We start from the raw sequence: 22,305 nt of genomic DNA, 5'->3' as shown, positions 1-22,305 counted from the left end.
GAGAGTGGATCAATGCCGGTCGCAGAGGCCCTGCTCGACCGCGAGCACGGCGGCCTCGACGCGCGAGCGCATCTTCAGCTTGCGCAGGATCGACTTCACATGCAGCTTCACGGTGCCTTCGGAGATGCCGAGTTCGTTGGCGATCACCTTGTTGCTCTGGCCACCGGCGAGATGACAGAGGATCTCCATCTCGCGCGGGGTCAGGTCCGAGAAGGCCACCGCCGTCGCTGCCGGCGCCGCCGGCTCCTGGCGCACCGCCCTGGCCAGCGCGCCGGTCAATTCGGGCGCGACGATGGTCTGCCCGGCGATGATGCCCTCGAGCGCGGCCACCAGATCATCCGGCTCCATGTCCTTGAGCAGATACCCGCTGACGCCGGCCTGCAACGCCTCCACCACATCGCGCTCGTCGGTGCTGGTGGTGAGCATGGCCACGCGGCGCTCGATGCCTTGGCGCTGCATCTTGCGCACCAGCTCGATGCCGTTCTCGCCCGGCATGCGCAGATCCATCAGCACCACATCGGGCGCGCAGTCGCGCGCCAGGCGCAGGCCGACATCGCTCTCGCCGACGGCGTCGATCACCTCGATCCCACGCCGCTCCAAGAGTTCGAGCAGGCCGATGCGAAACAAGGCGTGATCATCGATCAGCAGCACGCGCATCAGCCGACCTGCTCGTTGGGTTGACTGCGGGCACTGGGATTGAACACCAGCTCGACGCGGGTGCCCTCGCCCGGCTCGCTCTCGATGGTGAGCGCCGCGTCGATGCGCCGCGCCCGCTCCTCGAGGATCGACAGGCCGATGTGCTCGCCCGGATGACCACTGCGCCTTGGGGTGCTGAAGCCAACGCCATCGTCCTCGATCAGCAGCACGTATTCACCGGTCTGCTCGCGGGTCAGCAGCACGCGTACCGTCCGCGCCTGCGCATGCTTGCGCACATTGGTGAGGGTTTCCTGGACAATCCGCATGATCTGCAGTTCCTCGGCGGCGGAGAGATCAAAGGGCCGACAGCCCATCTGGAACACGGCATGGATGCCGGTGCGCTGACCGAAACGGCGCGTGATCTCCTCCAGGGTCGGCACCAGCCCGCGCCGATCGAGCGGCGCGCGAAAGCTGGCCAGCAACTCGCGCAGCTCGCCGTGGGCCTCATCGATGCCGTTACGAATCCGCCACAGATCGGCGCGCGCCTCGTCCGGAATCACATGTCCGGCGAGCGCATCGGCCAACATCCGCACCTGCAGGCGCAGGCTAGCCAGCGTTTGTGCCAGCGAGTCGTGCAGCTCATGCGCGAGCGAGCTGCGCTCCTCAAGGATCGAGAGGCGTTGCGCCTCGTGATCGGAGCGGTATTTGGCGATCGCCACGCCAATGTGCTGGCCGATGGTCGCGAGCAGATCGAGGATATCCTCGCGGCGGCTGATGCCGGAGCGCTCGATGAAGATCGAGTAGGCGCCGAGCAGCTCATCGTGATGCTTCAGCGGCACCGTGACCACTTCCAGCTCGTCGCTGTCGAACATGCGCCGCCCATAGACCCGCGAGCAGTAGCGCAGATCGTTGTCGCAGACAATCTCGCCCGGACAGAGCACGGTGCCGCAGAGACAGAGATCGACCGGCGCCATGTCCTGCTCGCGCACCAGATCATCATCCAGGCCAATGGAGCCGATCAGGCGTGGACTGCCATCGGGCGCGACCAGACGCACGGTGGCGGCGCGGCCGTTGACCATCTCCTTGAGGGTACGCAGGAAGTGTAGCAGCAGCGCCTCCAGACTCTCGGCACGGGCGATCTCGGCGGCGACATCGTAGAGGATCTTGAGCGAGGCGGTCTTCTGCGCTAGGCGCATGGTCTGGCGCGCGACACGGGTGTCCATGTCCTCGTAGAGTTCGGTCAGCTCCGCGTTCAACGCGCCGATATCGCGCGCCATGCCATCGAGCACGCCCACGTTCGACAACGAACGGCTGGCCCCCGGCTCGCCCTGACAGACGCGCGCGACCGTGTCCTCGAGGCTGACCAAGGGGCTGAGCAACTGCGTCTTCAGACGCAGAGCGGCGACCACGACGGCCCCGAGTCCAGCAGACAAGAATCCCAGGCAGAGCCATTTCGGCCAATGCTGGGCGGGGGTCGCGATCGTGGTCAGCAACAACGACAGTGCCGCGACCAGCGCCAGCGCAACCGTCGCCAGCGGCCCGGCGAGCCGCGCGGAGACGAGGATCTGCACGATTCGTTGGCCAGCGTCGGCGCGCGCAACCGCACTGAGCCGTGGTCTCATGGCTGATCCTCTTGGGGAAGCGCGTCGACCTCGCGCTCGCGCTGCTGCAGCTCCCACATCGCCGCGTAGGTGCCGCCTTGCGCCAGCAGCGCCCGATGCGCGCCCTGTTCGATCACGCGCCCCTGATCCATCACCAGGATGCGATCGGCATCGACCACGGTCGAGAGCCGGTGCGCGACCACCAAGGTGGTGTGATCCTCGGCAACCTCGGCGAGGGTCTGCTGGATCGCCTGCTCGGTGCGGCTGTCGAGCGACGAGGTGGCCTCGTCGAAGATCAGGATGCGCGGGCGCTTGAGGATGGCACGTGCAATGGCCACGCGTTGTTTCTCACCGCCGGAGAGCTTGAGACCACGCTCGCCGACGACGGTGTCCCAGCCATCCGGCAGCAGGGCGATGAAGTCGGCGATATGCGCCAGCCGCGCGGCCTCGCGGAGTTCGTCCTCGCTCGCGTCCGGGCGTCCATAGGCAATGTTGTAGCGGATACTGTCGTTGAACAGCACGGTGTCCTGCGGCACCACGCCGATCGCGGCGCGCAGATTGTCCTGGCGCACACCGCGAATATCCTGGCCGTCGATCAGGATGCGGCCCTGCTGCGGGTCGTAGAAGCGGAACAGCAGCCGCGCCAGGGTCGATTTGCCGGCACCGCTATGGCCGACCACTGCGACCTTCTCGCCGGGGTCGATGTGGAAATCGACCGCGTGCAGGATCGCGCGCTCGGAGTGATAGTGGAAGCCGACCTGCTCGAAGCGCACCGCGCCCTTGTCCAGTCGCAGCGCCGGTGCGCCGGGCGCGTCGGTGATCTCGGGGGTGCGCTCGAGCAGCTTGAACACCAGATCCATATCGGCCAGCGCATACTTGATCTGTCGGTAGACGATGCCGAGGAAACCGAGCGGGATGAATAGTTGCAGCATGAAGGCGTTGACCAGCACCAGGTCGCCGATGCTCATGGCGCCGCTGACCACGCCCTGGGCGGCATAGACCATGATCACCGTGACGCCGATGGCGATGATGCTGCCCTGGCCGAAGTTGAGCAGCGACATCGAGGACTGGCTCTTGACCGCGAGATCCTCCCAGCGCGCCAGGGTCTCGTCGTAGCGGTCGAGTTCCAGGCGCTCGTTACCGAAGTATTTGACCGTCTCGTAATTCAGCAGGCTGTCGAACGCGTGGGTATTGGCGCGCGAATCGAGCACGTTCATCTGCCGGCGATAATCCATGCGCCATTCGGTGATGGCGAAGGTGAAGCCGACGTAGACGGCGACGGTGCCAAAGGTGACGAGGGTGAAGATCAGCTCGTACTTGGTCAGCAGCACCAAGGCGACCAGCGTGAACTCCACCAGCACCGGGATCACGCTGAACACCAGATAATTGAGGATGGTCGCGATCGAGCGCGTGCCGCGCTCCAGATCGCGGCTCACCGCCCCGCTCTGCCGGCCCAGGTGATAGCTTAGCGAGAGCCGGTGCAGATGCGTCAGCACCCGGGTCGAGAGTCGGCGCATGGCACGAAAACGCACGCGCGCGAAGACCACGTCGCGCAGCTCGTTGAATAGCGAGCTGCTGAGTTTCAGCGCGCCATAGGCCATGAGCAGGCCGATCGGCAGCACCAACAGCTCATCGCGCGCCTGCTCGAAGGCGTCAACGATCTCCTTGAGCACCAGCGGCACGCCGATGTTGGCCAGCTTGGCCAGCACCAGACACAGGAGCGCGAGCAGCGCGCGCCCGCGAAACTCGGCAAGATAAGGCAAGATACCGCGCAGATTGTGACGATCGCGCCGGTCCGCGTGGACGCGCTCGGTGGCAGCATGGATTCGAATCATGGACTCTGGCTTCTTTCGGGCGACCGCGTGACGAGGAGCTATATAACGGTAAGGCCAAAGGCCTCGCGCAAGACGTTGACCTCCGCGCGGTCAATCCCACCTTATGAACGCGGACGTTGGACGCTCGCCGCGCCGGGCGCAATGCTGGATACACAGATGAGGTCTCATGATGTCAGAACCCATGCTGGAAGGCACCGGCTGCAGTATGCACGAGCCCTATGCACTGCAGGTGCTCGGGCCGGATATGGAGCCCGAGTTCCCGGACAAGTGCGTGGTTATCGTCGAGCCGACCGAACAATGCCGCAGCGGCATGTATGTATTCGCCGAGGTCGAGGGTGTGCGTTGGTTCCGTCAGTACCGGCGCGATGAGCAGGGGCGTGAATGGCTGCTAGCACTGAACGCGCGCTTTCCGGAGATCGAGCTGACGGGGCTTGAATGGAAGGTGCTGGGTGTGATCATCCAGCGCAACATGCGCCGCAAGATCAAGCACTACGAGTACCGGGACGCTAGCGCGGCCTCGACGGCTCCGCCCTCGCCCATCGATGCTGTCGATATTACCCATCAAGGCGCATGAACACCGGACCAGGATGGGCGCTGCTGGTCAGCATCCCGCTCGTCGTCCTGCTGGTCGGCTGCGGCGAGGACCCAAGCGGCTCGACAACGGCCAGCGAGGAGTCGCCCAAACCCGCGCCCCCATCGACGGCACACCTAGTCACGGCGATCACCGCCGAGCGCGCCTCGGTCTCGATGCAGTACGAGCGCCCCGGCAGTCTGCGGCTGCGCCGGCTGGTGCGACTGCACAGCCAAGAAGAAGGGCGCATCATCGCGCTTGAGGTGTTTGAAGGCGATCGGGTCGCGCAGGGCCAAACGCTGCTGCGGCTGGAGGATGATCTGCTGCGGGCTGAGTTCGATGCCGCCCGCGCAACCGGCGCCCAAAAACGACTCGATCTGCAGCGGCTCGAGGCCCTGGCTGGGCGCGGCGGCGCCTCCGACGACGAGATCGCCCAGGCGCGCACTGCGGTCGCCGTTGCCGAGGCACAGCGTCAGGTGCTGGAGACGCGACTGGCGTTCACCAAGATCAGCGCGCCCTTCGATGGCATCGTCACGGCGCGTCTGGCCGAGCCGGGGGACTTCGTCGCCAAGCACACCCATCTGCTCAGCGTGGCCGATCCCGACTCGCTGATGGCCGAGGTCCTAGTCTCCGAGTTGGTACTGCCGCAACTTGCGGTCGGCGATGCAGTCCAGATCCGCATTGATGCGTTGGGAGGACGCACGTTTCCCGGCACGATCCTGCGTATCCATCCGACCCTGTCCGAGCGTGGCCGTCAGGCCAAGGTCGAGGTCACCTTCGAGCAGATCCCGGAAGACGCGCGCGCTGGACAGTTCGTGCGTCTTCGCTTCAGCAGTCGCGGCATGGCGCGCCTCATGGTCCCCTTCCGCAGCATCCGCCAGGAGCGCGCCGGCCCCTTCCTCTGGATCATCGATGCCGATGGCAAGGCGGCGCGCCAAGCGGTCGAGACCGGCCTGCGCATCACCGATCAGGTCGAGATCCTCGCCGGTCTCGAGCCCGGCACCCAGGTCATCACGCGCGGCTTCCTCGGCCTCGCGGCCGGCGATGAGGTCCGCGTCGTCGAGACGGATCAGCTCTGAGCTAAGAAGCTCTGAGCTAAGAATGGAGATGCTGATCCAACCAGCCAGTTCGGGATGAGACAACAAGACCAACCGACGGGTGTCCTTGGGGTGCAAGCGCTGTCAGGAACGTGTGCTGAGTTGCGATCGGTATAATCGCCCTCATGGGCAAACGAGACTTCATGCGCGGTCGGCGGCCGAACCTGGAACGGCTGCGACTGCAGCTCGCGCGGCCGGACGCACTCTTCTCCCATGCCCTCCTTGGACTCGTCACTGGCCTCGCCACCGGATTGGTGATCATTGCCTTTCGCTTGGCCGTGGAAGGCACGCAGGCGCTTATGCTGCCAGAGCACGGCGAGAACTACGAGGCCGTCGCGCCGCTGTGGCGCTTCCTGCTGCCGGTACTGGGTGCGCTGCTGATCGGACTGCTGTTCCTGCGCTTCGCCAAGGGCATCGATGTGCTCGGCGTCGCCCGCGTGCTGGAGCGCATGGAATACCACCAGGGTCATATGACACTGCGTGGCTTCATCCTCCAATTCCTCGGCGCGGCCATCGCCATCGTCAGCGGCCACTCGGTTGGGCGCGAGGGACCACATGTGTATCTGGGCGCGGCCAGCGGCAGCCTCATCGGCCAATGGCTGAGCCTGCCCAACAACAGCATCCGCACGTTGGTCGCCTGCGGCACTGCGGCTGGGATCTCGGCCTCTTTCAATACGCCACTGGCCGGCGTCATCTTTGCCCTCGAGGTGCTGGCGCTCGAGTACAGCATCACCGGCTTTATCCCGATCATCCTCGCCGCCGTGAGCGCCAACGCGCTTTCAGTCTCGCTGTTCGGCAGCGCCCCGGCCTTCGCCATCCCACCGTTTTTGGTGACCTCGGCCTCGAATCTGCTGCCGGTTCTGCTGATCGGTCTCTTCGCGGGTGCGGTCTCCGCCGCCTATATCCAACTCTTGCAGTCGATCGCCGAGGTCAGCAAGCCGCTCGGCTTGTTCACGCGCGTCTGTCTCGCCGGGCTCGCCGCAGGCACCTTTGGCGCGCTCGTCCCCGAGGTCATGGGGCTTGGCTATGATTCGCTGGATGGCTTGCTCACCCAGAGCTTCCCTTGGACCGTTCTCTTGGTACTGCTCATCGCCAAGCTGTTGGCGACCTCGACCAGCGTCGGGCTCGGCATCCCGGGCGGCACCATCGGGCCGGCGCTGTTCATGGGCGCGACCCTTGGCCACCTCACGGGCGTGATGTCGGCCAGCCTGATGGGCGTTGACGCAGAGCATGCCAGCTTCTACGCCCTGCTCGGCATGGGCGCGATGATGGGCGCCAGCCTTCAGGCTCCGCTGGCGGCGCTGACGGCGGTGGTCGAGCTGACTCACAGCCCGGGCGTCATCATGCCCGGCATGCTCACCATCATCCTGGCTGCGGTCACCAGCAAGCAACTCTTCAAGAAGGAGTCGCTGTTCGTGACCATGCTCAAGGCCAATGGCTTGGACTATCGCTCCAATCCGGTGATCGCCATGCTACGTCGCAGTGGCGTCGCAAGCGTCATGAATACCCACTGCACGCGCCAGGAGCCGATGCTCAGCCGTGAGCAGGCACGGCAGCTGATGAGTCAAGGCCTCGAGTGGATCATTGTCGAGCGCGATGGAACGCCAGCCTTTGCCATGCCGGGCATCGCGATCGCCAGTTACCTTTCGCAAGACGAGCATGCGCAGGAGATCGACCTGCGTGAGATCCCGGCGGACCGGCTCGAGCTAGCTGCGGTCCATCTGCAAGCGACGCTGCAAGAGGCTTTGGACATTCTCAATCGCGAAGGCGCCGAAGCTCTCTATGTCACCCGCCCCATCGCACCGGGCATCAACCACCTCTATGGCCTGTTGACGCGAGGCCGGATTGAGTCGGCCTATCGGTACTGAAACCGACCGAGATGGGTGGGCTTGATCTCGTGATACTTGCTAGCCGTGGAGGGGTCCACAAAAAAACGGGCTCGCCGATCGCTCGACGAGCCCGTTTCTGGTTTGGCGTCCCCACGGGGATTCGAACCCCGGTTGCCGCCGTGAAAGGGCGGTGTCCTAGGCCTCTAGACGATGGGGACAGAGGCTTGATATGAATCAGGATCTTTCATATTTGGTGGAGCCAGGCGGGATCGAACCGCCGACCTCAACACTGCCAGTGTTGCGCTCTCCCAGCTGAGCTATGGCCCCGTTAGCGAGCCCGTTATATTAGTGGCCTCACGGCGCCTTGTCCAGCAAAAAATGACGTCGCAGCGAAATCAGCGAACAGCCTGATCGCTTGCGTCCTCGGACATCTTGTCAAGTCCCGACAGAGCACGCATGTTTAGCGCGGCTTTCCAGGGTCGTGCGGTCGCAACCATCGGTCTGCTGAGCCTGATCAGGCCTCGCTGACACAGGCGACTGCGACACCAAGACGTCTTCTTCACTCGCTGAGGTCCAAACGCCATGATGCGTATCCTGCTGTTCTTGGGCACCAATGTCGCGGTACTCGTCGTCATCAGTATCGTCTTCAACCTGTTGGGTATCAACGGCCTGCTGGCCGCGAACAATGTCGATCTGAACCTGGGCGCCCTGCTCGTGCTCGCGGCGGTGATCGGCTTCTCGGGCTCGCTGATCTCGCTGTTCATCTCGAAGTGGATGGCCAAGCGTTCGATGGGCGTGCAGATCATCGAGCAACCCTCGACGCCCTTCGAGCATTGGCTGATCGATCTGGTCCGCCGCCAGTCCGAACAGGCCGGCATCCAGATGCCCGAGGTCGGCATCTTCGACCAGCCGGACCCGAACGCCTTCGCCACCGGTTGGAACAAGAACGACGCGCTGGTCGCGGTCAGCACTGGCCTGCTGCAACACATGAGCAAGGACGAGGTGGAAGCCGTGGTCGGCCACGAGATCAGCCATGTCGCCAATGGCGACATGGTCACGCTGGCGCTGATCCAGGGTGTGGTCAACACCTTCGTGGTGTTCCTAGCGCGGGTCATCGGCCACACGATCGACCGCGTGGTGTTCAAGACCGAGCACGGGCACGGCATCGGTTACTTCGTCGTCAGCATCGTCGCCGAGATCCTGCTCTCTGTCCTCGCCTCGATGATCGTGATGTGGTTCTCGCGCTTCCGCGAGTACCGCGCCGATGCCGGCGGCGCCGGCCTGGCCGGGCGCGAGAAGATGATCGCGGCCTTGCGCGCCTTGCAGCGCGTGCATGAACCGCAAGACCTGCCCGCTGGCGAGTTCGCCGCCTTCGGTATCTCCGGTAAGATCGCGCAGGGCTTCACGGCCCTGTTCGCGAGTCATCCGCCGTTGGCGCAACGCATCGCCGCGCTGGAGGCATCCCGCTGAGCATGCGGCGTGATCGCATGCCCCCCATAAGCCATACTTGATATTGAAAACCCGAGCACACGTGAAGCCAATGCGGTGCGCTACACTCGGGTGTCAGGCCAGCGACCGGGCACCCGAGCCTCCTTCCGAGACACCATGAGCGCGCTTCTTGAGCTTTTCCGCAACTCATCCGCCTATTACGGGGGCAACGCCGCCTTCATCGAGGACCTCTACGAGCGTTTCCTCAAGGACCCGGACAGTATCGATCTGGCCTGGCGCGAGCGCTTCGAGGCCATGCACCGGGAGGCGGCCAATGAGGTGCCGCATGGGCCGGTGCGCGAGAACTTTCAACGCCTGGCCCACGAGAGCCGCAATCGCGCCCAGAGTCGCTCGCTGACCCGGCTCGAGCCCGCCGCAGCCGAGAAGCAGACGGCGGTGGTACGGCTGATCAATAGCTACCGCTATCGCGGCCATCAGATCGCCACCCTGGACCCGCTGAAGCTGCGCCAAGCGCCCAAGGTGGCCGATCTGCAGCCGAGCTATCACGGCCTGGAAGACGCCGACCTGGATCAGGTCTTCCACACCGGTTCGCTCTACGCGCCAGACCGGATGCCGCTGCGGCGCATCATCGATCTGCTGCAGCGCATCTACTGCGGGCCGGTCGGCTCCGAATACATGCACATGACCTCGACCAGCGAGAAACGCTGGGTGCAGAAACGCATCGAGGGCTATCAGGCGCGCCCGGAGCTGAAGGCCGCCGACCGGCGCTGGCTGCTGACCCTACTGACCGCAGCCGAAGGACTCGAAAAATACCTACACACCCGCTATGTCGGCCAGAAGCGGTTCTCACTCGAGGGCGCCGAGGCGCTGACCCCGCTGCTCGACGAGCTGATCCAACGTGCCGGCCGCAAGGGCGTGCGCGAGATCGTCATCGGCATGGCGCATCGTGGCCGGCTCAATGTGCTGGTCAACACCCTCGGCAAACCGCCGCAGGAGATCTTCGCCGAGTTCGAGGGCAAGGTGCGCCTGAGCCCGCGCCAGCGCGCCGGCGATGTCAAGTATCACCTCGGCTTCTCCACCGATATCGACACCCCGGGCGGCATCACCCATGTCGCGCTCGGCTTCAATCCCTCGCACCTGGAGATCATCGACCCGGTGATCGAGGGCTCGGTGCGCGCGCGCCAGCGCCGGCGCGGCGATGACAACGGCGATCAGGTGATGCCGGTGCTGATCCACGGCGATGCCGCCTTCGCCGGTCAGGGCGTGGTCACCGAGACCTTGCAACTCTCGCAGACACGCAGCTACGGCACCGGCGGCACCGTGCATATCGTCATCAACAATCAGATCGGCTTCACCACCAGCAACCCACTTGACACGCGCTCGACCTTCTATTGCACCGATGTCGCCAAGATGGTGCAGGCGCCGGTCTTCCATGTGAACGGCGACGACCCGGAGGCGGTGATCTTCGTCACCCGCCTAGCGCTGGATTATCGCAACCAGTTCAAGAAGGACGTGGTCATCGACCTGATCTGCTATCGCCGCCTGGGCCACAATGAGGCCGATGAGCCGGCGGTGACCCAGCCGATGATGTACAAGCGCATCCGCCAGCATCCGACCGCCCGCGCCATCTATGCCGATCGCCTGATCGACCGCGGCGAGCTGAGCCGCGATGAGGCTGGCGCCTTGATCGAGGACTACCGGGCCAACATCGAGCATGGCATCGTGGTCGCGCGACCGGTCCTCTGCGGGTTGGGGAATCGCTATCGCGTCGACTGGAAATCACGCTTCGGCCACGATTGGCGCTTACCCGCCGAGACCGGCGTGGCGCGCGAGCGGCTGTGCGAGCTGGCCGAGCAGCAACTGCTGTTGCCTGAGGGCTTCGAGCTGCATACGCGGGTGGCCAAGATCTGGTCGGAGCGGCGCAAGATGGCCCAGGGCGATCAGCTCTGCAACTGGGGCTTCGCCGAGACGCTGGCCTATGCCACGCTGCTCGACGCCGGCTATCCGGTGCGGCTCTCGGGCCAGGATACGAGCCGTGGCACCTTCGTCCACCGTCACGCCAAGGTTCATTGTCAGCGTACCGGCAACGACTATACCCCGCTGCAGTCCATCGCCGAGCATCAGGCGTCGTTCATCGCCATCGACTCGATCCTCTCGGAGGAAGCCGTGCTCGGCTTCGAGTACGGCTTCGCCACCGCCGAGCCCAATGCGCTGACGATCTGGGAGGCCCAGTTCGGCGATTTCGCCAATGGCGCGCAAGTGGTGATCGACCAGTTCATCAGCTCGGCTGGCAGCAAATGGGGCCTCGACTGCGGGCTGGTGATGCTATTGCCGCATGGGCACGAGGGCCAGGGCGCCGAGCATTCCTCGGCCCGGTTGGAGCGCTTCCTGCAGCTCTGTGCCGAGCACAACATCCAGGTCTGCGTGCCGACCACGCCGGCGCAGATGTTCCATTTGCTGCGCCGGCAACTGTTGCGCGACTATCGGCGCCCGCTGGTGGTGATGACACCGAAGAGCCTGCTGCGCCATCGCCTCGCGGTCTCGTCGTTGGACGAACTCGCGCACGGCGCCTTCCTGCCGCTGATCCCGGAAGTCGACAGCCTCGACCCGGCTGCAGTGGAGCGGCTGATCTTTTGCTCCGGCAAGGTCTATTATGATCTGCTTGAGGCGCGCCGCGCGCGCGGGCTGGACGACGTGGCCATCATCCGCATCGAACAGCTGTATCCGTTCCCAAAAGAGGCCTTCGCCGCCGTGCTCGCCGATTATCCGGACACCAACGAGATCATCTGGTGCCAAGAGGAGCCGCAGAACCAGGGCGCCTGGGATCAGATCAAGCATCGCTTCCACGGGCTGATCTTGAGCGGCAAGCAGGCGTTCTACGTTGGCCGCGCAGCGGCGGCGACGCCAGCGGTTGGACATCGTTCGGTCCATGTCGAACAGCAAGAACAGTTGATCGACGAGGCCTTGACCGGGCGCATCAACCCCAACATGAATCGTCGCATCCCGGTGCCACTCGACGACGGGCTGAGCACCGACGACGATGAGCCGCTCTGATGTGCCTCTTATTGATACGCTGCCCTTGAACATCGCTCCATGAATCCCTTTTTACCCGACGCCTGTCAGCCTCATGTCCACTGAAGTTCGCGTTCCCGCCCTCCCCGAATCCGTTGCCGATGCCACGGTCCTGACGTGGCATTTCCAGCCTGGTGAACGCGTGCGCCAGGACGAGAATCTCGTCGACCTGGAGACCGACAAAGTGGTGCTGGAGGTGCCAGCGCCCGCCGCTGGCGTGCTGGCCGAGGTGAATGCCGCCGAGGGCGACGTGGTCGCGGCTGACAGCCTGCTCGCGCGCATCGAAGCGGCGCCAGCGACCACGGCCGACGCGGCGCCCAAGGCTGAGTCCGGGGCCAAGTCCGGCGCTGTCTCCGGGGGCGGAGCCGAGCCCCGAGCCGCTTCCAAGGCCGCCCCAGCAGCCACACAGGACGCCGCGCCAGAGCGCCGAGCTGACGACAAAGCACCCAAGGAATCACGCGCCGCATCCGAGACGACGGCGACGCGTGCCGACAGCGCCGTGCTAGCGCCAGCCGCGCGGCGACTGGTCAAGGAGATGAACCTGGATGCCAGCCGCATCCCAGGCACCGGCAAGGCCGGGCGCATCACCAAGGCGGACGTGCTCGCCTGGCTGGATGAACAGGAGGCTGAAGAGCCGGCGATCGATCCCGATGCTGCGGCCTTGGCCAAACAGGCGCAGTCGCTGGAGGTGGAAGACGACGCACCCGTCTCCGGAAACCCGCCGTTGCCGCGACTCACCGGCGAGGCGGGCCGACCCGAGCAGCGAGTGCCCATGACCCGACTGCGCGCGCGCATCGCGGAACGCCTCGTGGAAGCCCAGCGCACGGCGGCGATGCTGACCACCTTCAATGAGGTCGATATGGGCTCGGTGCTGGCGCTGCGCACTCAATACAAGGAGCGCTTCGAGCAGACGCATGGCGTACGCCTGGGCCTGATGTCGTTCTTCGTCAAGGCTGCGGTCGAGGCGTTGCAGCGGTTCCCGATCATCAATGCTTCGGTCGATGGCGACGACATCATCTACCACGGTTACTACGATATCGGCATCGCGGTGAGTTCGGAGCGCGGCCTGGTGGTGCCGATCCTGCGCAACTGCGACCAGCTGAGCATGGCGGACGTGGAGCGCGGCATCGTCGACTTCGCCCACAAGGCCAAGGACGGCTCGCTGAGCTTCGAGGAGCTGACCGGCGGCACCTTCTCGATCACCAATGGCGGCATCTTCGGCTCGCTGCTCTCGACGCCGATCCTGAACGTGCCGCAGAGTGCGATCCTCGGCCTGCACAAGGTGCAGGAGCGCCCGATCGCGGTCAATGGTGAGGTAGTGATCCGATCGATGATGTACCTGGCCCTGTCTTATGATCACCGCATCGTCGATGGACGCGAAGCGGTGCAATTCCTGCACAGTATCAAGGACACGCTGGAAGACCCAGCCCGCCTATTGTTGCGGATCTAGGCTAGCACTCTGGGCCAGCGATCTGGCCAAGAATGAGCGCGGCTTCGGAGCGGAGCCGCGTCGGTCGGACGCTTAGAATTTGTCCATTTTCTACTTCCCGCTTGTCGCCAGCCAGTGGCGCTCAAGTCGGGAAACAGTTGATAGACAGCTTCTTAAGTCGCCGGGATAACCTCGATGCGCACGGTCACCGAGACGTCCGAGTGCAGATGCAGCTCGACGTCGTAATCGCCGACGGCGCGGAACGGCCCATTGGGGAGGCGAACCTCGCTCTTGAGCAGCTCGATGCCGAGTCCACCCTCGGTGATCGCGGTCGCGATGTCGGCGGTGCCGACCGAGCCGAACAGCCGGCCCTCGTCGCCGGCCTTGCGCGGCACCGTAACAATGACGCCTTCGAGCTTCGCCTTGCGGTCCTCGGCGGCGGCGAGCGCCTCGGCGGCCTCACGCTCGAGTTCGGCACGACGCTCATCGAAGAGTTTGAGATTCTCTGCCGTCGCCGGCTTGGCGTAGCCGGATGGAATCAGGAAATTACGGCCATAGCCGGAGCGCACCGAGACCTTGTCTCCCAGCTCGCCCAAGCCACGTACCTTCTTCATCAGGATCAAATCCACGGGGATCTCCAGGTCGAATGCGTTGTAGGACTGTGCTCGGGCTCAATGGCCGTCGGTATAGGGCAGGAGCGCGACGAAGCGCGCGCGCTTGATGGCCGTGGCGAGCTGGCGCTGGTAGCGCGCCGAGGTACCAGTAATGCGGCTGGGGACGATCTTGCCGGACTCGCTGACAAAGGCCTTGAGTAGGTTGATGTCCTTGTAGTCGATCTCGGTGATGCCTTCGGCGGAGAAGCGGCAGTAGCGTTTGCGGCGGAAATAGCGTGACATGAGTGCCTCGATGAAAACAGATGCGAAAACGGGATGCGGATGTCGCTATCGACGGCTTGTTTAGTCGCTGTCGAAATCGCGCGACTCGGAGCGACCCTCGCCGTCCTCCTCCGAGCGCCGTGAGCGACGCTCTCCCCGCTCACCGCCGTCGTCGTCCGAGCCCTCGCGCTCATCGCCACTCTTCAGCAGCGGTGACGGCTCGGTGACCGCCGCATCGCGCTTGATGATCATGTTGCGCAGCACGGCATCGTTGAAGCGAAAGGCACTCTCGAGTTCGGCCAGCGCCTCGGCATCGCACTCCACGTTCATCAGCACATAATGCGCCTTATGAATCTTGTTGATCGGATAGGCCAGCTGGCGCCGTCCCCAATCCTCAAGCCGATGGATCTGGCCACCGCGTGCTTCGAGGTTGGTTCGATAGCGGTCCAGCATCGCTGGGACTTGTTCGCTCTGGCTCGGATGCACCAGAAAGACGATCTCGTAATGACGCATAATGCTCCTCATGGATAACAGAAGCCCCCCGCGACGCTGAGCGTGGACACCGGGTGCTGGACACCGGGCGTGGACATTGGGCGCGCAATGGAGCAAGGAGAACGCCGTTTGCAGACGTAGCCGAACAGTATGCGATGTCGTCAACCGATTGGTCAACCCATGGAAAACGGCGCGAAGGACGCTCACATCCATCAGCCCGCCCCCAGCATTTGGAGAATTGTATGCAACGCGTGACCATCGTCGGCGCCGGGTTCGGCGCGCTGACCTCCCTGAAGACCCTCCGCGACCAAGGCTTCGAGGGCCAGATCACCGTCGTCAGCCCGCGCCCTGAGTTCGTCTACTATCCGGGCCTGATCTGGGTGCCGAGCGGCCTGCGCAAGGGCGAGGATCTACGGCTCGATCTCGGCCCTTTCTTCAGCAAGATGGACGCCGAACATCTCGCCGCCTCGGCCACCGGTCTGAGCGACGGCGGCCGGCTGCTGCACACCGATGCCGGGACGGTCGAGAACGACGGCCTGATCATTGCCAGCGGTGGCCGTTTCATCAAGAAACTGCCCGGCATCGAGCATGCGATCACCCCCTGCGAGGGCATTGCCGCCGCCGAGGCGATCCGCGACCGGCTGCGCTCACTCGATGGCGGCACCATTGCCATGGGCTTCGCCGGCAACCCGCAGGAGCCCGCGTCGATGCGCGGTGGGCCGATCTTTGAGTTCCTGTTCGGACTCGATCGGCAGCTGCGCAAGGAGGGCCGCCGCGAGCGCTTCCGCATCGTCTTCTTCACCCCGGCCGAGCGGCCCGGCAACCGACTCGGCCCCAAGGCGGTCGACAAACTGCTCGCCGAGATGCAGCGGGTCGGCATCGAGACCCACCTCGGACACAAGCCCAAGCAGTTCACCGCTGAGAAGGTCATCACCGAGGGCGGCGAATTCCCCGCCGACCTGATCATCTTCATGCCCGGCATGACCGGCAACACCTGGTTCGACGAGACCGACCTGCCCCGCTCGCCGGGTGGTCTTGTGCAAGCCGATGCCCAGTGCCGGGTGCTGGGCTTCGAGCGCACCTATGTGGTTGGCGATTCAGGCAGCTTCCCCGGCCCAGACTGGATGCCGAAGCAGGCGCACATGGCCGACCTGCAGGCCGGCGCTGCGGCCAAGAATCTGGTCGCCGAGCTGGCGGGCAAGACGCCGAGCGAGACCTTCAAGGTCGAGCTGCTGTGCATCGTCGATGCCAATGATCGCGGCATGCTCGTCGCGCGCACGCCCAAGCGCAACCTCATCCTGCCCAGCTCGCCGGTCTTCCACTGGCTCAAACGGTTGTTCGAGTGGTGGTACCTGCGCCGTTTCCGTTGATCACGGTCGATTCCTGTATTAAGGCGATGCCTGTCAAATCTCAGACCGCCTGGATGGTCTTTGGTCCATCAATAGACGGGCTTGGCACCAAAGCGGCGTTTCAGATCATGTCCGAGGGGCTCGAGAATATCGTCGAGCCCATCACGGTTACCGGAGGCCTTGCCCCGATAGCGCTTGTTGAAAGCATCGCCACGATCGTTCTTACGGTAGGCACGAATCTGTAACAGCAAGCGCTCGAAACCGCGGCTGCCCGACTGCGCCTCGACCACCACAGGCTCGATCAAGATCTCGACCTCGGTGCTCTCATGCGGTGAGCGCAGCGGGTACAGACCAGCGAAGGCGCCACTAGAGTCGAGCCCCGAGACCAGACGACGCTGGATCATGGCGCCCTGAGCGCCGGGCGGGCGCACAATACCGACTGCGGCCTGGCCATCGTAGGACTCTTGCCCGGTCACGCGCGGGCCGGAGGTGCAGGCGCCGAGAATGGCGGTGAGGGCGAAGACGAGCAGGATCGAGAGAGACCGATTCATAACGGATATTGGCTGAAATCAGGATGGCAACAGCAGCCATGATATACACCAAACTGCCGCCCATCCCCGGACCAGATCCAAGCATCACACATAAGGGTTTTCAGAATGATTTTTAAGCAGCTTTTTGAGTCGGACTCTTCCACCTACACCTATCTGATTGGCTGCGAGCAGACCAACCAGGCGATCCTGGTCGACCCGGTACTGGATACCGTCGAACGTGATCTGCAGGTGCTCAAGGACCTCGGGCTGACGCTGATGGCGACGCTCGACACCCATGTGCATGCCGACCACCTCACCGGTGCGCGGCGCTTCAAGCAACGCTCCGGCTGCCAGACCGCCTATCCAAAGATGCTCGACCTGCCCTGCGCTGACCTCGGCGTCCAGGAAGGCGAGCCCTTCGCGGTCGGCTCGGTGAGCCTGCATCCGTTGTTCACCCCCGGCCATACCGACCACCATCACGCCTATCTGATCGACACCCCGGTGCAGAAGCTGCTGTTCACCGGCGATGCACTGCTCATCGAGGCTTGCGGCCGCACCGATTTTCAATCCGGCGATGCGGCCACGCTCTACCATAGCATCCAGAACAAGCTGTTCTCGCTGCCGGACGAGACCCTGGTCTATCCAGCCCACGACTACGAGCAGCGCTTTGTCTCGACCATCGCCCAAGAGAAGGCGCGCAACCCGCGCCTGAATCACGGTCGCTCGAAAGACGCCTTCGTCGCCCTGATGGACGGGCTCGACCTGCCCTATCCGCGCAAGATCGATTTTGCGGTACCTGGTAATGAGGACTGCGGCGCCTGTCCCACCAACGTACCTGAACAGTTTCGCGGCCCCTGCTCCGCGAGCGATCAGGGTTGAGCCTGGCCGTCCACCCGACACCTTCATCGGCCAACCCCGACCTCAGTCGTCGGTGTCAAGCAGCGGAGCTAACACTGGCCAAACCGTCTCAAGGATCAGCGGCTGAGCCTCGGCGGTCGGATGCAGGCCATCGGCTTGCATCAAGCGCGGGTCTTCAGCGACATCGGCGAGCAGCCTCGGGACCAGCGCGACCCCGGTCCGGTCGGCGACTGTGGCGAAGAGGCGTTGAAAGCGCTCGGTGTAGGCCGAACCATAGTTGGGCGGGAGGCGCACACCGATCAGCACGACTTCGGCATCGGCCGCTTGCGCTTGCTCGACCAGCGTGACCAGGTCGTCTTCGATCTTGGCCGGCGCAAAACCGCGCAGGCCGTCGTTGGCGCCAAGCTCGATCAGCACGATCGCCGGCTCGTGCTCGGCAAGCAAGGCCGGCAACCGGCTCAGACCGCCGGCGACCGTATCCCCCGAGATCGAGGCATTCACCACCAAATGCGGAAAACCGCGCTCGTCGATTCGCGCCTGCAACAGACTCACCCAGCCCTGGTCCAATGGCAAGCCGTAGGCGGCGCTCAGGCTATCGCCGAGCACCAGCAGCACCGGCGCCTCGGTGGCGATTGACGACTCGGCAATGCGATCGACAGCGCCCTGATCGATGGCCTGATCACCCGCCAGCGCCCCCGGTGGCACCTCGGTCATAGCGGCGAGGGGCAGTAGCAACAGTAACGACAGGAGAATGCGCAGCATGTGGGATCAGGCTCCGAAAAAGGATCAGGACGGTCGAGAGCACAGCATGGGCTCGGTCGCGGCAACCGCCAAGGGGGGTGGCGCTGAGACCAAGGGAGTCAACGCCGAAGATAGAGGAGTTAAGGCCGAAGCTAAGGCGCGCAACGCCGAAGCGGCTGATTCCTACGCCAACGTCGACCCCGGCGACAACGCCGCTGCCGCTCCCGCTGCCACGACCAGGGCGCGCCCCATCTGCCGCGCTAGGTCACTGGCCAAGCAGGTGCAAGGGCCGAGCGGTGCGCTCGACATCCTCACCGGCGTCGATCTCGAGGTCGCGCCCGGCGAGGCGGTGGCGATCGTCGGCGCCTCCGGCAGTGGTAAGTCGACCTTGCTCGGTCTGCTCGCGGGATTGGATCGCGCCAGCAGCGGTTCGGTCGAACTCTGCGGCAGCCCGCTTGAACCACTCGACGAGGACGCTCGCGCCGCCTTGCGCGCGGGCCGCGTCGGCTTCGTGTTCCAGAGCTTCCAGCTCATCCCGACCCTGACCGCACTCGAGAATGTGCTACTCCCGCTCGAGCTGGCCAGCGCCGCTAGCGCCAGCTCAGCGCGGCGCACGGCGGAGGCGGCACTCGAGCGCGTCGGCCTGAGCGAGCGCAGTGGCCATTATCCACGCCAGCTTTCCGGTGGCGAGCAACAGCGCGTAGCCATCGCCCGCGCCTTCGCGCCCGACCCCGAGGTGCTGTTCGCCGACGAGCCGACCGGCAACCTGGACGAAGCCACTGGTGGGCGCATCATTGATCTGCTGTTCGGACTGCGCGAGGATGCTGGCGCGGCGCTGGTGCTGGTCACCCACGACCCGGCCTTGGCAAGCCGCTGTGACCGCCGACTCGGGATGAGCGCCGGCCACTTGGAGGCCATGAGATGAATGATCGCGGCGGTTATTCCGACCTGAATCCTCGCACGTCTTCTGGGGCTTCCAGTGTTGGAATGTCCGGTGCCGAGGCGCCCAGTGTTGGAACGCCCGGTGCCGGAGCGGCCTGGCGGCTCGCGGCGCGCCTGCTGCGCCGCGACTGGCGCAGCGGCGAACTCTATCTGCTGGCCGGCGCGTTGATCCTGACCGTGGCCGCGATCACTGCGGTCGGCTTCTTCACCGATCGCATCGAGGCGGCGATGCAGCGCCAAGGCGGTGAGCTGCTCGCCGCCGATCTGGCGCTCGAGGCCTCCACGCCGATACCCGCCGCGCTCGCCGACGAGGCCACCCAGCGCGGGCTCGAACTGGCTCGCACCCTGACCTTCCGCAGCGTCGTCTTCGCCGACGAGACCAGCCAACTGGTGCAGGTGAAGGCGGTCGATGCCGGCTATCCATTGCGCGGCCGGCTCAGGTTGCGCGAACGCCTCGGCGGCGCCGAGACCGAGGTGCCGCGCGGCCCGCCGGCTGGCGAGGTCTGGGTCGAATCGCGCCTGCTGCATGTGCTGGCCAAGCAGGTCGACGACCGCCTGACCCTGGGTGAGAGTGCATTGCCGATGCGCCACATCATCGCCTATGAGCCGGACCGGGGCGGCAACATCTTCCAGATTGCACCCCGGGTGATGATGGCGATGGCCGATGTCGAGGCGACCGGCCTCGTTGGCGAGGCGAGCCGCGCCCGCCACCGACTGCTGATCGCCGGGGATGCCGATGCTGTTGCGGACTACCGCGATTGGGTCGCGAATCGACTGCCAACGAACGCGGAGCTGATCGATGCGCGCAACGCCCGCCCCGAATTCGAGTCCGCAGTCGATCGCGCCAGTCGCTTCCTGCATCTGGCCGCCTTGACCACCTTGCTGGTCGCCGGCGCGGCGATGGCGCTGGCGAGCCGGCGCCTGGTCGAGCGCCAGACCGATGCGGTGGCGGTGATGCGTTGTCTGGGCGCGCCCCGGCATCTGCTGACCCGGGTCTTCGCGCTGCGCTTGCTGTTGTTCGGGCTGATCGCCGGGCTGCTCGGGGTCGCGCTCGGCTGGTTGGCGCAGTTCGGTCTTGCGGCGCTGCTGGCAGACTGGTTCGATGGCGCGCTGCCGCCGGCGGGCGGCGCGCCGGCGCTGGTCGGGCTCGGCACCGGGTTGGTGGCCTTGGCCGGCTTCGGCCTGCCGCCGTTGCTGCAGCTCGCCGACGTGCCGCCGCTGCGGGTGCTGCGGCGCGATCTGGGGCCACCAAAGGCCTCGGTCGCGATCAGCGCCGCTGGCGCCGTCGGCGCGCTGGCCTTGTTGATCCTCTGGCAGGCGGGCGACACCAGCCTGGCCTGGAAGCTGCTCGGCGGGGTCGCGGCGACAGTCGTCGTGCTCGGCCTCAGCGCGGGGCTGCTGGTCTGGCTGGCCGGGCTCGCCACGAATCGCGCGCGCGGCGTCTGGCGGCTCGGGCTGGCCGGGCTGTCGCGACGACCGACCGCAGCAATCCTGAGCATCGTCGGCCTCGGGCTGGGCATCCTCGCGCTGCTGCTGCTGGCCGTGGTGCGGCTGGATCTACTGCGCAGCTGGCAGGAGACCCTGCCGGAAGGCGCGCCGAATCGCTTTCTGATCAATATCCAGCCAAGCGAGGTCGATTCACTCGATGCCTTTCTGCGCGACAAGGGGCTCGACTCCTCGGGTCTCTATCCGATGATTCGGGGTCGGCTGCGCGCCATCGGCGGCGAGCCGGTCGACCCTGAGGCCTATGATGACCCCCAGGCGCAGCGCCTGGCCGAGCGCGAGTTCAATCTCAGCTTCGCCGTGCTACCGCAGAGCGACAACGAGATCGTCGCCGGGCGCTGGTGGGCCGATGCCGAGGCGCCCGGGCAATTCTCGGTCGAGGAAGGCATCGCCGAGACGCTCGGCATCGATCTCGGCGAGGAGCTGCGTTTCTGGGTCGCCGGGCGCGAGGTTTCGGCGCCGGTGACCAGTCTGCGCCAGGTGCAATGGGATAGCTTCAACGTCAATTTCTTCGTCATCGCGCCGCCGGCGTTGCTTGCCACGGAGCCGGCGACCTATGTCACCAGCTTCTACCTGCCACCGGGCGAGGAGGCGCTGGTCACCGAGCTGATGCAGGTGTTCCCGAGCGTCACCCTGATCGATGTCGGCGCCTTGCTGCAACAGGTGCAGGGCATCATCCGCCAGGGCATCCAGGCGGTCGAATACGTGTTCCTATTCACGCTGCTGGCCGGGCTGCTGGTGATGTACGCCGGGATTCAGGCGAGCCTGGCGGTGCGCCGTGCCGAGCATGGGGTACTGCGGGCCTTGGGTGCGCAACGGCGGCAATTGCTGGTCGCGCTCGCGGTGGAGCTGACCACCGCCGGGCTCCTGGCAGGGCTGATCGCCTCGCTGTTCGCCGAGCTGACCGGCTGGGTGCTGGCGCGGGAGCTGTTCGGGCTGCCCTTCTCGTTCAGCCCCTGGCTCTGGCTCGGTGGCGTGCTCGGCAGCGGCCTGCTGGTCGGTGCCGCCGGCACCCTAGGCACCTATGGGCTGTTGGTGCGCCCGCCGTTGTCGGCGTTGCGCCAGTCGGGCTGAGTCGATCGAGCTGCGTTGGTCGAGCTGAGTTGGTCCTGTCGAGGTTCAGGCGGTCGGCGACCAGTTTGTCCGCAGCGATCGCCGGCCGGCGGCGGCAAAGGGCGCGGCGTTCCTGCTATCATCGTCGTTCGTTCGTTTAGCTTGCCGGGAACGCCCATGCGCCGACACTGGTCCTGCCGCCCGCTTGCCATCGCTCCGGTCGCTGCCCGTGCGCTGATGGTTGCACTGCTGGTTGCCCCGATGACGGCCCTGATGGTTGCGCCTGTCGGGTTCGCGCAGCCGTCGCTGAGCGAGCTTGATCTGCGCGTGACCGAGGCCGACATCGCGCCGCAGGTGCGGGTGCGCGACTACCAGAACCGTACCGTCGAGGAGCTAGACTCTAGTGTTGCGCAAAGTGCGCGATAGTGTACTATTATCTCATG

At 65.2% G+C, this 22,305-nt stretch carries 19 protein-coding genes and 2 tRNA genes; 11 read left to right on the top strand and 10 right to left on the bottom strand.

Translation table 11 applies throughout. The annotated features are described in order from the left end of the window. Window positions 1-9 precede the first annotated feature (9 nt). From AC54T3_RS05200 to AC54T3_RS05190, 3 genes are read right to left on the bottom strand one after another with little or no spacing between them, the layout of a single operon-like run. Window positions 10-657: a response regulator gene (locus AC54T3_RS05200; protein WP_496622914.1), complete on the bottom strand. Its 648-nt coding sequence runs from the start codon at window positions 655-657 to the stop codon at window positions 10-12. Next, entirely contained in the window at window positions 657-2,258 is a 1,602-nt protein-coding gene (locus AC54T3_RS05195; RefSeq protein ID WP_496622912.1) for a GAF domain-containing sensor histidine kinase, read from the bottom strand. Before AC54T3_RS05195 ends, AC54T3_RS05200 begins: the two co-directional genes overlap by 1 nt. Further along, a complete protein-coding gene (locus AC54T3_RS05190) occupies window positions 2,255-4,072 on the bottom strand; it encodes an ABCB family ABC transporter ATP-binding protein/permease (RefSeq protein WP_496622910.1) in 1,818 nt (605 codons plus the stop codon). Before AC54T3_RS05190 ends, AC54T3_RS05195 begins: the two co-directional genes overlap by 4 nt. Before the next feature lie 169 nt (window positions 4,073-4,241). On the opposite strand from AC54T3_RS05190, the gene AC54T3_RS05185 reads away from it, so the two are divergent. The 3 genes from AC54T3_RS05185 to AC54T3_RS05175 all read left to right on the top strand — a co-directional run bounded on the left by AC54T3_RS05185 (window position 4,242) and on the right by AC54T3_RS05175 (window position 7,608). Then, window positions 4,242-4,646, top strand: a complete 405-nt coding sequence (locus AC54T3_RS05185; protein ID WP_496623048.1) for a S24 family peptidase — start codon at window positions 4,242-4,244, stop codon at window positions 4,644-4,646. After that, window positions 4,643-5,722, top strand: coding sequence for an efflux RND transporter periplasmic adaptor subunit (locus AC54T3_RS05180; protein ID WP_496622908.1), 1,080 nt, complete (start codon window positions 4,643-4,645; stop codon window positions 5,720-5,722). Before AC54T3_RS05185 ends, AC54T3_RS05180 begins: the two co-directional genes overlap by 4 nt. Window positions 5,723-5,865: 143 nt before the next feature. Further along, complete coding sequence (locus tag AC54T3_RS05175) at window positions 5,866-7,608, top strand: chloride channel protein (RefSeq protein WP_496622906.1); 1,743 nt, start codon at window positions 5,866-5,868, stop codon at window positions 7,606-7,608. A gap of 103 nt (window positions 7,609-7,711) precedes the next feature. Here AC54T3_RS05175 and AC54T3_RS05170 read toward each other — a convergent pair. Together AC54T3_RS05170 and AC54T3_RS05165 are read right to left on the bottom strand one after the other, a co-directional pair. Next, window positions 7,712-7,787: transfer RNA gene (locus AC54T3_RS05170), tRNA-Glu, on the bottom strand. Between the two features lie 33 nt (window positions 7,788-7,820). After that, a tRNA-Ala gene (locus AC54T3_RS05165) sits at window positions 7,821-7,896 on the bottom strand. 255 nt (window positions 7,897-8,151) lie between these two features. Here AC54T3_RS05165 and htpX point away from each other — a divergent pair. The 3 genes from htpX (at window position 8,152) to odhB (ending at window position 13,540) form a co-directional block, all read left to right on the top strand. Then, a complete protein-coding gene (htpX, locus tag AC54T3_RS05160) occupies window positions 8,152-9,039 on the top strand; it encodes a protease HtpX (protein WP_496622905.1) in 888 nt (295 codons plus the stop codon). 135 nt (window positions 9,040-9,174) lie between these two features. Beyond that, the gene (locus AC54T3_RS05155) at window positions 9,175-12,072 is read left to right on the top strand and encodes a 2-oxoglutarate dehydrogenase E1 component (RefSeq protein WP_496622904.1); all 2,898 of its coding nucleotides are present in this window, start codon (window positions 9,175-9,177) and stop codon (window positions 12,070-12,072) included. Between the two features lie 73 nt (window positions 12,073-12,145). Next, window positions 12,146-13,540, top strand: a complete 1,395-nt coding sequence (gene odhB / locus AC54T3_RS05150; RefSeq protein WP_496622902.1) for a 2-oxoglutarate dehydrogenase complex dihydrolipoyllysine-residue succinyltransferase — start codon at window positions 12,146-12,148, stop codon at window positions 13,538-13,540. Window positions 13,541-13,692: 152 nt separating this feature from the next. On the opposite strand, the gene rplI is transcribed toward odhB, so the two are convergent. From rplI to rpsF, 3 genes are read right to left on the bottom strand one after another with little or no spacing between them, the layout of a single operon-like run. Continuing rightward, window positions 13,693-14,148, bottom strand: a complete 456-nt coding sequence (rplI, locus tag AC54T3_RS05145; RefSeq protein ID WP_496622901.1) for a 50S ribosomal protein L9 — start codon at window positions 14,146-14,148, stop codon at window positions 13,693-13,695. A gap of 42 nt (window positions 14,149-14,190) precedes the next feature. Next, window positions 14,191-14,415 (bottom strand): 30S ribosomal protein S18, encoded by a 225-nt coding sequence (rpsR, locus tag AC54T3_RS05140; protein ID WP_496622900.1) that lies wholly within the window; start codon window positions 14,413-14,415, stop codon window positions 14,191-14,193. A 60-nt stretch (window positions 14,416-14,475) separates the two neighbouring features. Beyond that, on the bottom strand, window positions 14,476-14,907 hold the full coding sequence (gene rpsF / locus AC54T3_RS05135; RefSeq protein WP_496622898.1) for a 30S ribosomal protein S6: 432 nt from the start codon (window positions 14,905-14,907) through the stop codon (window positions 14,476-14,478). A 221-nt stretch (window positions 14,908-15,128) separates the two neighbouring features. On the opposite strand from rpsF, the gene AC54T3_RS05130 reads away from it, so the two are divergent. Continuing rightward, a complete protein-coding gene (locus AC54T3_RS05130; protein WP_496622896.1) occupies window positions 15,129-16,256 on the top strand; it encodes an NAD(P)/FAD-dependent oxidoreductase in 1,128 nt (375 codons plus the stop codon). A gap of 68 nt (window positions 16,257-16,324) precedes the next feature. On the opposite strand, the gene AC54T3_RS05125 is transcribed toward AC54T3_RS05130, so the two are convergent. Next, window positions 16,325-16,786 carry a hypothetical protein gene (locus AC54T3_RS05125; RefSeq protein ID WP_496622894.1) on the bottom strand — a complete coding sequence of 154 codons (462 nt, stop codon included), beginning with the start codon at window positions 16,784-16,786 and terminating at the stop codon, window positions 16,325-16,327. A 105-nt stretch (window positions 16,787-16,891) separates the two neighbouring features. On the opposite strand from AC54T3_RS05125, the gene AC54T3_RS05120 reads away from it, so the two are divergent. After that, complete coding sequence (locus tag AC54T3_RS05120) at window positions 16,892-17,644, top strand: MBL fold metallo-hydrolase (protein ID WP_496622892.1); 753 nt, start codon at window positions 16,892-16,894, stop codon at window positions 17,642-17,644. A gap of 42 nt (window positions 17,645-17,686) precedes the next feature. On the opposite strand, the gene AC54T3_RS05115 is transcribed toward AC54T3_RS05120, so the two are convergent. Continuing rightward, the gene (locus AC54T3_RS05115; RefSeq protein ID WP_496622890.1) at window positions 17,687-18,385 is read right to left on the bottom strand and encodes an arylesterase; all 699 of its coding nucleotides are present in this window, start codon (window positions 18,383-18,385) and stop codon (window positions 17,687-17,689) included. Window positions 18,386-18,632: 247 nt separating this feature from the next. On the opposite strand from AC54T3_RS05115, the gene AC54T3_RS05110 reads away from it, so the two are divergent. The 3 genes from AC54T3_RS05110 to AC54T3_RS05100 all read left to right on the top strand — a co-directional run bounded on the left by AC54T3_RS05110 (window position 18,633) and on the right by AC54T3_RS05100 (window position 22,288). After that, window positions 18,633-19,289, top strand: coding sequence for an ABC transporter ATP-binding protein (locus AC54T3_RS05110; RefSeq protein WP_496623046.1), 657 nt, complete (start codon window positions 18,633-18,635; stop codon window positions 19,287-19,289). A 62-nt stretch (window positions 19,290-19,351) separates the two neighbouring features. After that, window positions 19,352-21,883, top strand: a complete 2,532-nt coding sequence (locus AC54T3_RS05105) for an ABC transporter permease (protein ID WP_496623044.1) — start codon at window positions 19,352-19,354, stop codon at window positions 21,881-21,883. 252 nt (window positions 21,884-22,135) lie between these two features. Beyond that, complete coding sequence (locus AC54T3_RS05100; RefSeq protein WP_496622888.1) at window positions 22,136-22,288, top strand: hypothetical protein; 153 nt, start codon at window positions 22,136-22,138, stop codon at window positions 22,286-22,288. Window positions 22,289-22,305 lie beyond the last annotated feature (17 nt).

This window comes from Halochromatium sp. NSM3 (genome assembly GCF_059621085.1).
Note: the sequence above shows the minus strand (reverse complement) of the source record. Positions and strands in the feature narration are given on the sequence as shown.

Bases quoted from the DNA above. Each gene is read 5' to 3' on its own strand.
- AC54T3_RS05200 (WP_496622914.1), bottom strand. From the start codon at position 657: ATGCGCGTGCTGCTGATCGATGATCACGCCTTGTTTCGCATCGGCCTG.
- AC54T3_RS05195 (WP_496622912.1), bottom strand. From the start codon at position 2,258: ATGAGACCACGGCTCAGTGCGGTTGCGCGCGCCGACGCTGGCCAACGA.
- AC54T3_RS05190 (WP_496622910.1), bottom strand. From the start codon at position 4,072: ATGATTCGAATCCATGCTGCCACCGAGCGCGTCCACGCGGACCGGCGC.
- AC54T3_RS05185 (WP_496623048.1), top strand. From the start codon at position 4,242: ATGTCAGAACCCATGCTGGAAGGCACCGGCTGCAGTATGCACGAGCCC.
- AC54T3_RS05180 (WP_496622908.1), top strand. From the start codon at position 4,643: ATGAACACCGGACCAGGATGGGCGCTGCTGGTCAGCATCCCGCTCGTC.
- AC54T3_RS05175 (WP_496622906.1), top strand. From the start codon at position 5,866: ATGGGCAAACGAGACTTCATGCGCGGTCGGCGGCCGAACCTGGAACGG.
- htpX (WP_496622905.1), top strand. From the start codon at position 8,152: ATGATGCGTATCCTGCTGTTCTTGGGCACCAATGTCGCGGTACTCGTC.
- AC54T3_RS05155 (WP_496622904.1), top strand. From the start codon at position 9,175: ATGAGCGCGCTTCTTGAGCTTTTCCGCAACTCATCCGCCTATTACGGG.
- odhB (WP_496622902.1), top strand. From the start codon at position 12,146: ATGTCCACTGAAGTTCGCGTTCCCGCCCTCCCCGAATCCGTTGCCGAT.
- rpsR (WP_496622900.1), bottom strand. From the start codon at position 14,415: ATGTCACGCTATTTCCGCCGCAAACGCTACTGCCGCTTCTCCGCCGAA.
- rpsF (WP_496622898.1), bottom strand. From the start codon at position 14,907: ATGCGTCATTACGAGATCGTCTTTCTGGTGCATCCGAGCCAGAGCGAA.
- AC54T3_RS05130 (WP_496622896.1), top strand. From the start codon at position 15,129: ATGCAACGCGTGACCATCGTCGGCGCCGGGTTCGGCGCGCTGACCTCC.
- AC54T3_RS05125 (WP_496622894.1), bottom strand. From the start codon at position 16,786: ATGAATCGGTCTCTCTCGATCCTGCTCGTCTTCGCCCTCACCGCCATT.
- AC54T3_RS05120 (WP_496622892.1), top strand. From the start codon at position 16,892: ATGATTTTTAAGCAGCTTTTTGAGTCGGACTCTTCCACCTACACCTAT.
- AC54T3_RS05115 (WP_496622890.1), bottom strand. From the start codon at position 18,385: ATGCTGCGCATTCTCCTGTCGTTACTGTTGCTACTGCCCCTCGCCGCT.
- AC54T3_RS05105 (WP_496623044.1), top strand. From the start codon at position 19,352: ATGTCCGGTGCCGAGGCGCCCAGTGTTGGAACGCCCGGTGCCGGAGCG.
- AC54T3_RS05100 (WP_496622888.1), top strand. From the start codon at position 22,136: ATGGTTGCGCCTGTCGGGTTCGCGCAGCCGTCGCTGAGCGAGCTTGAT.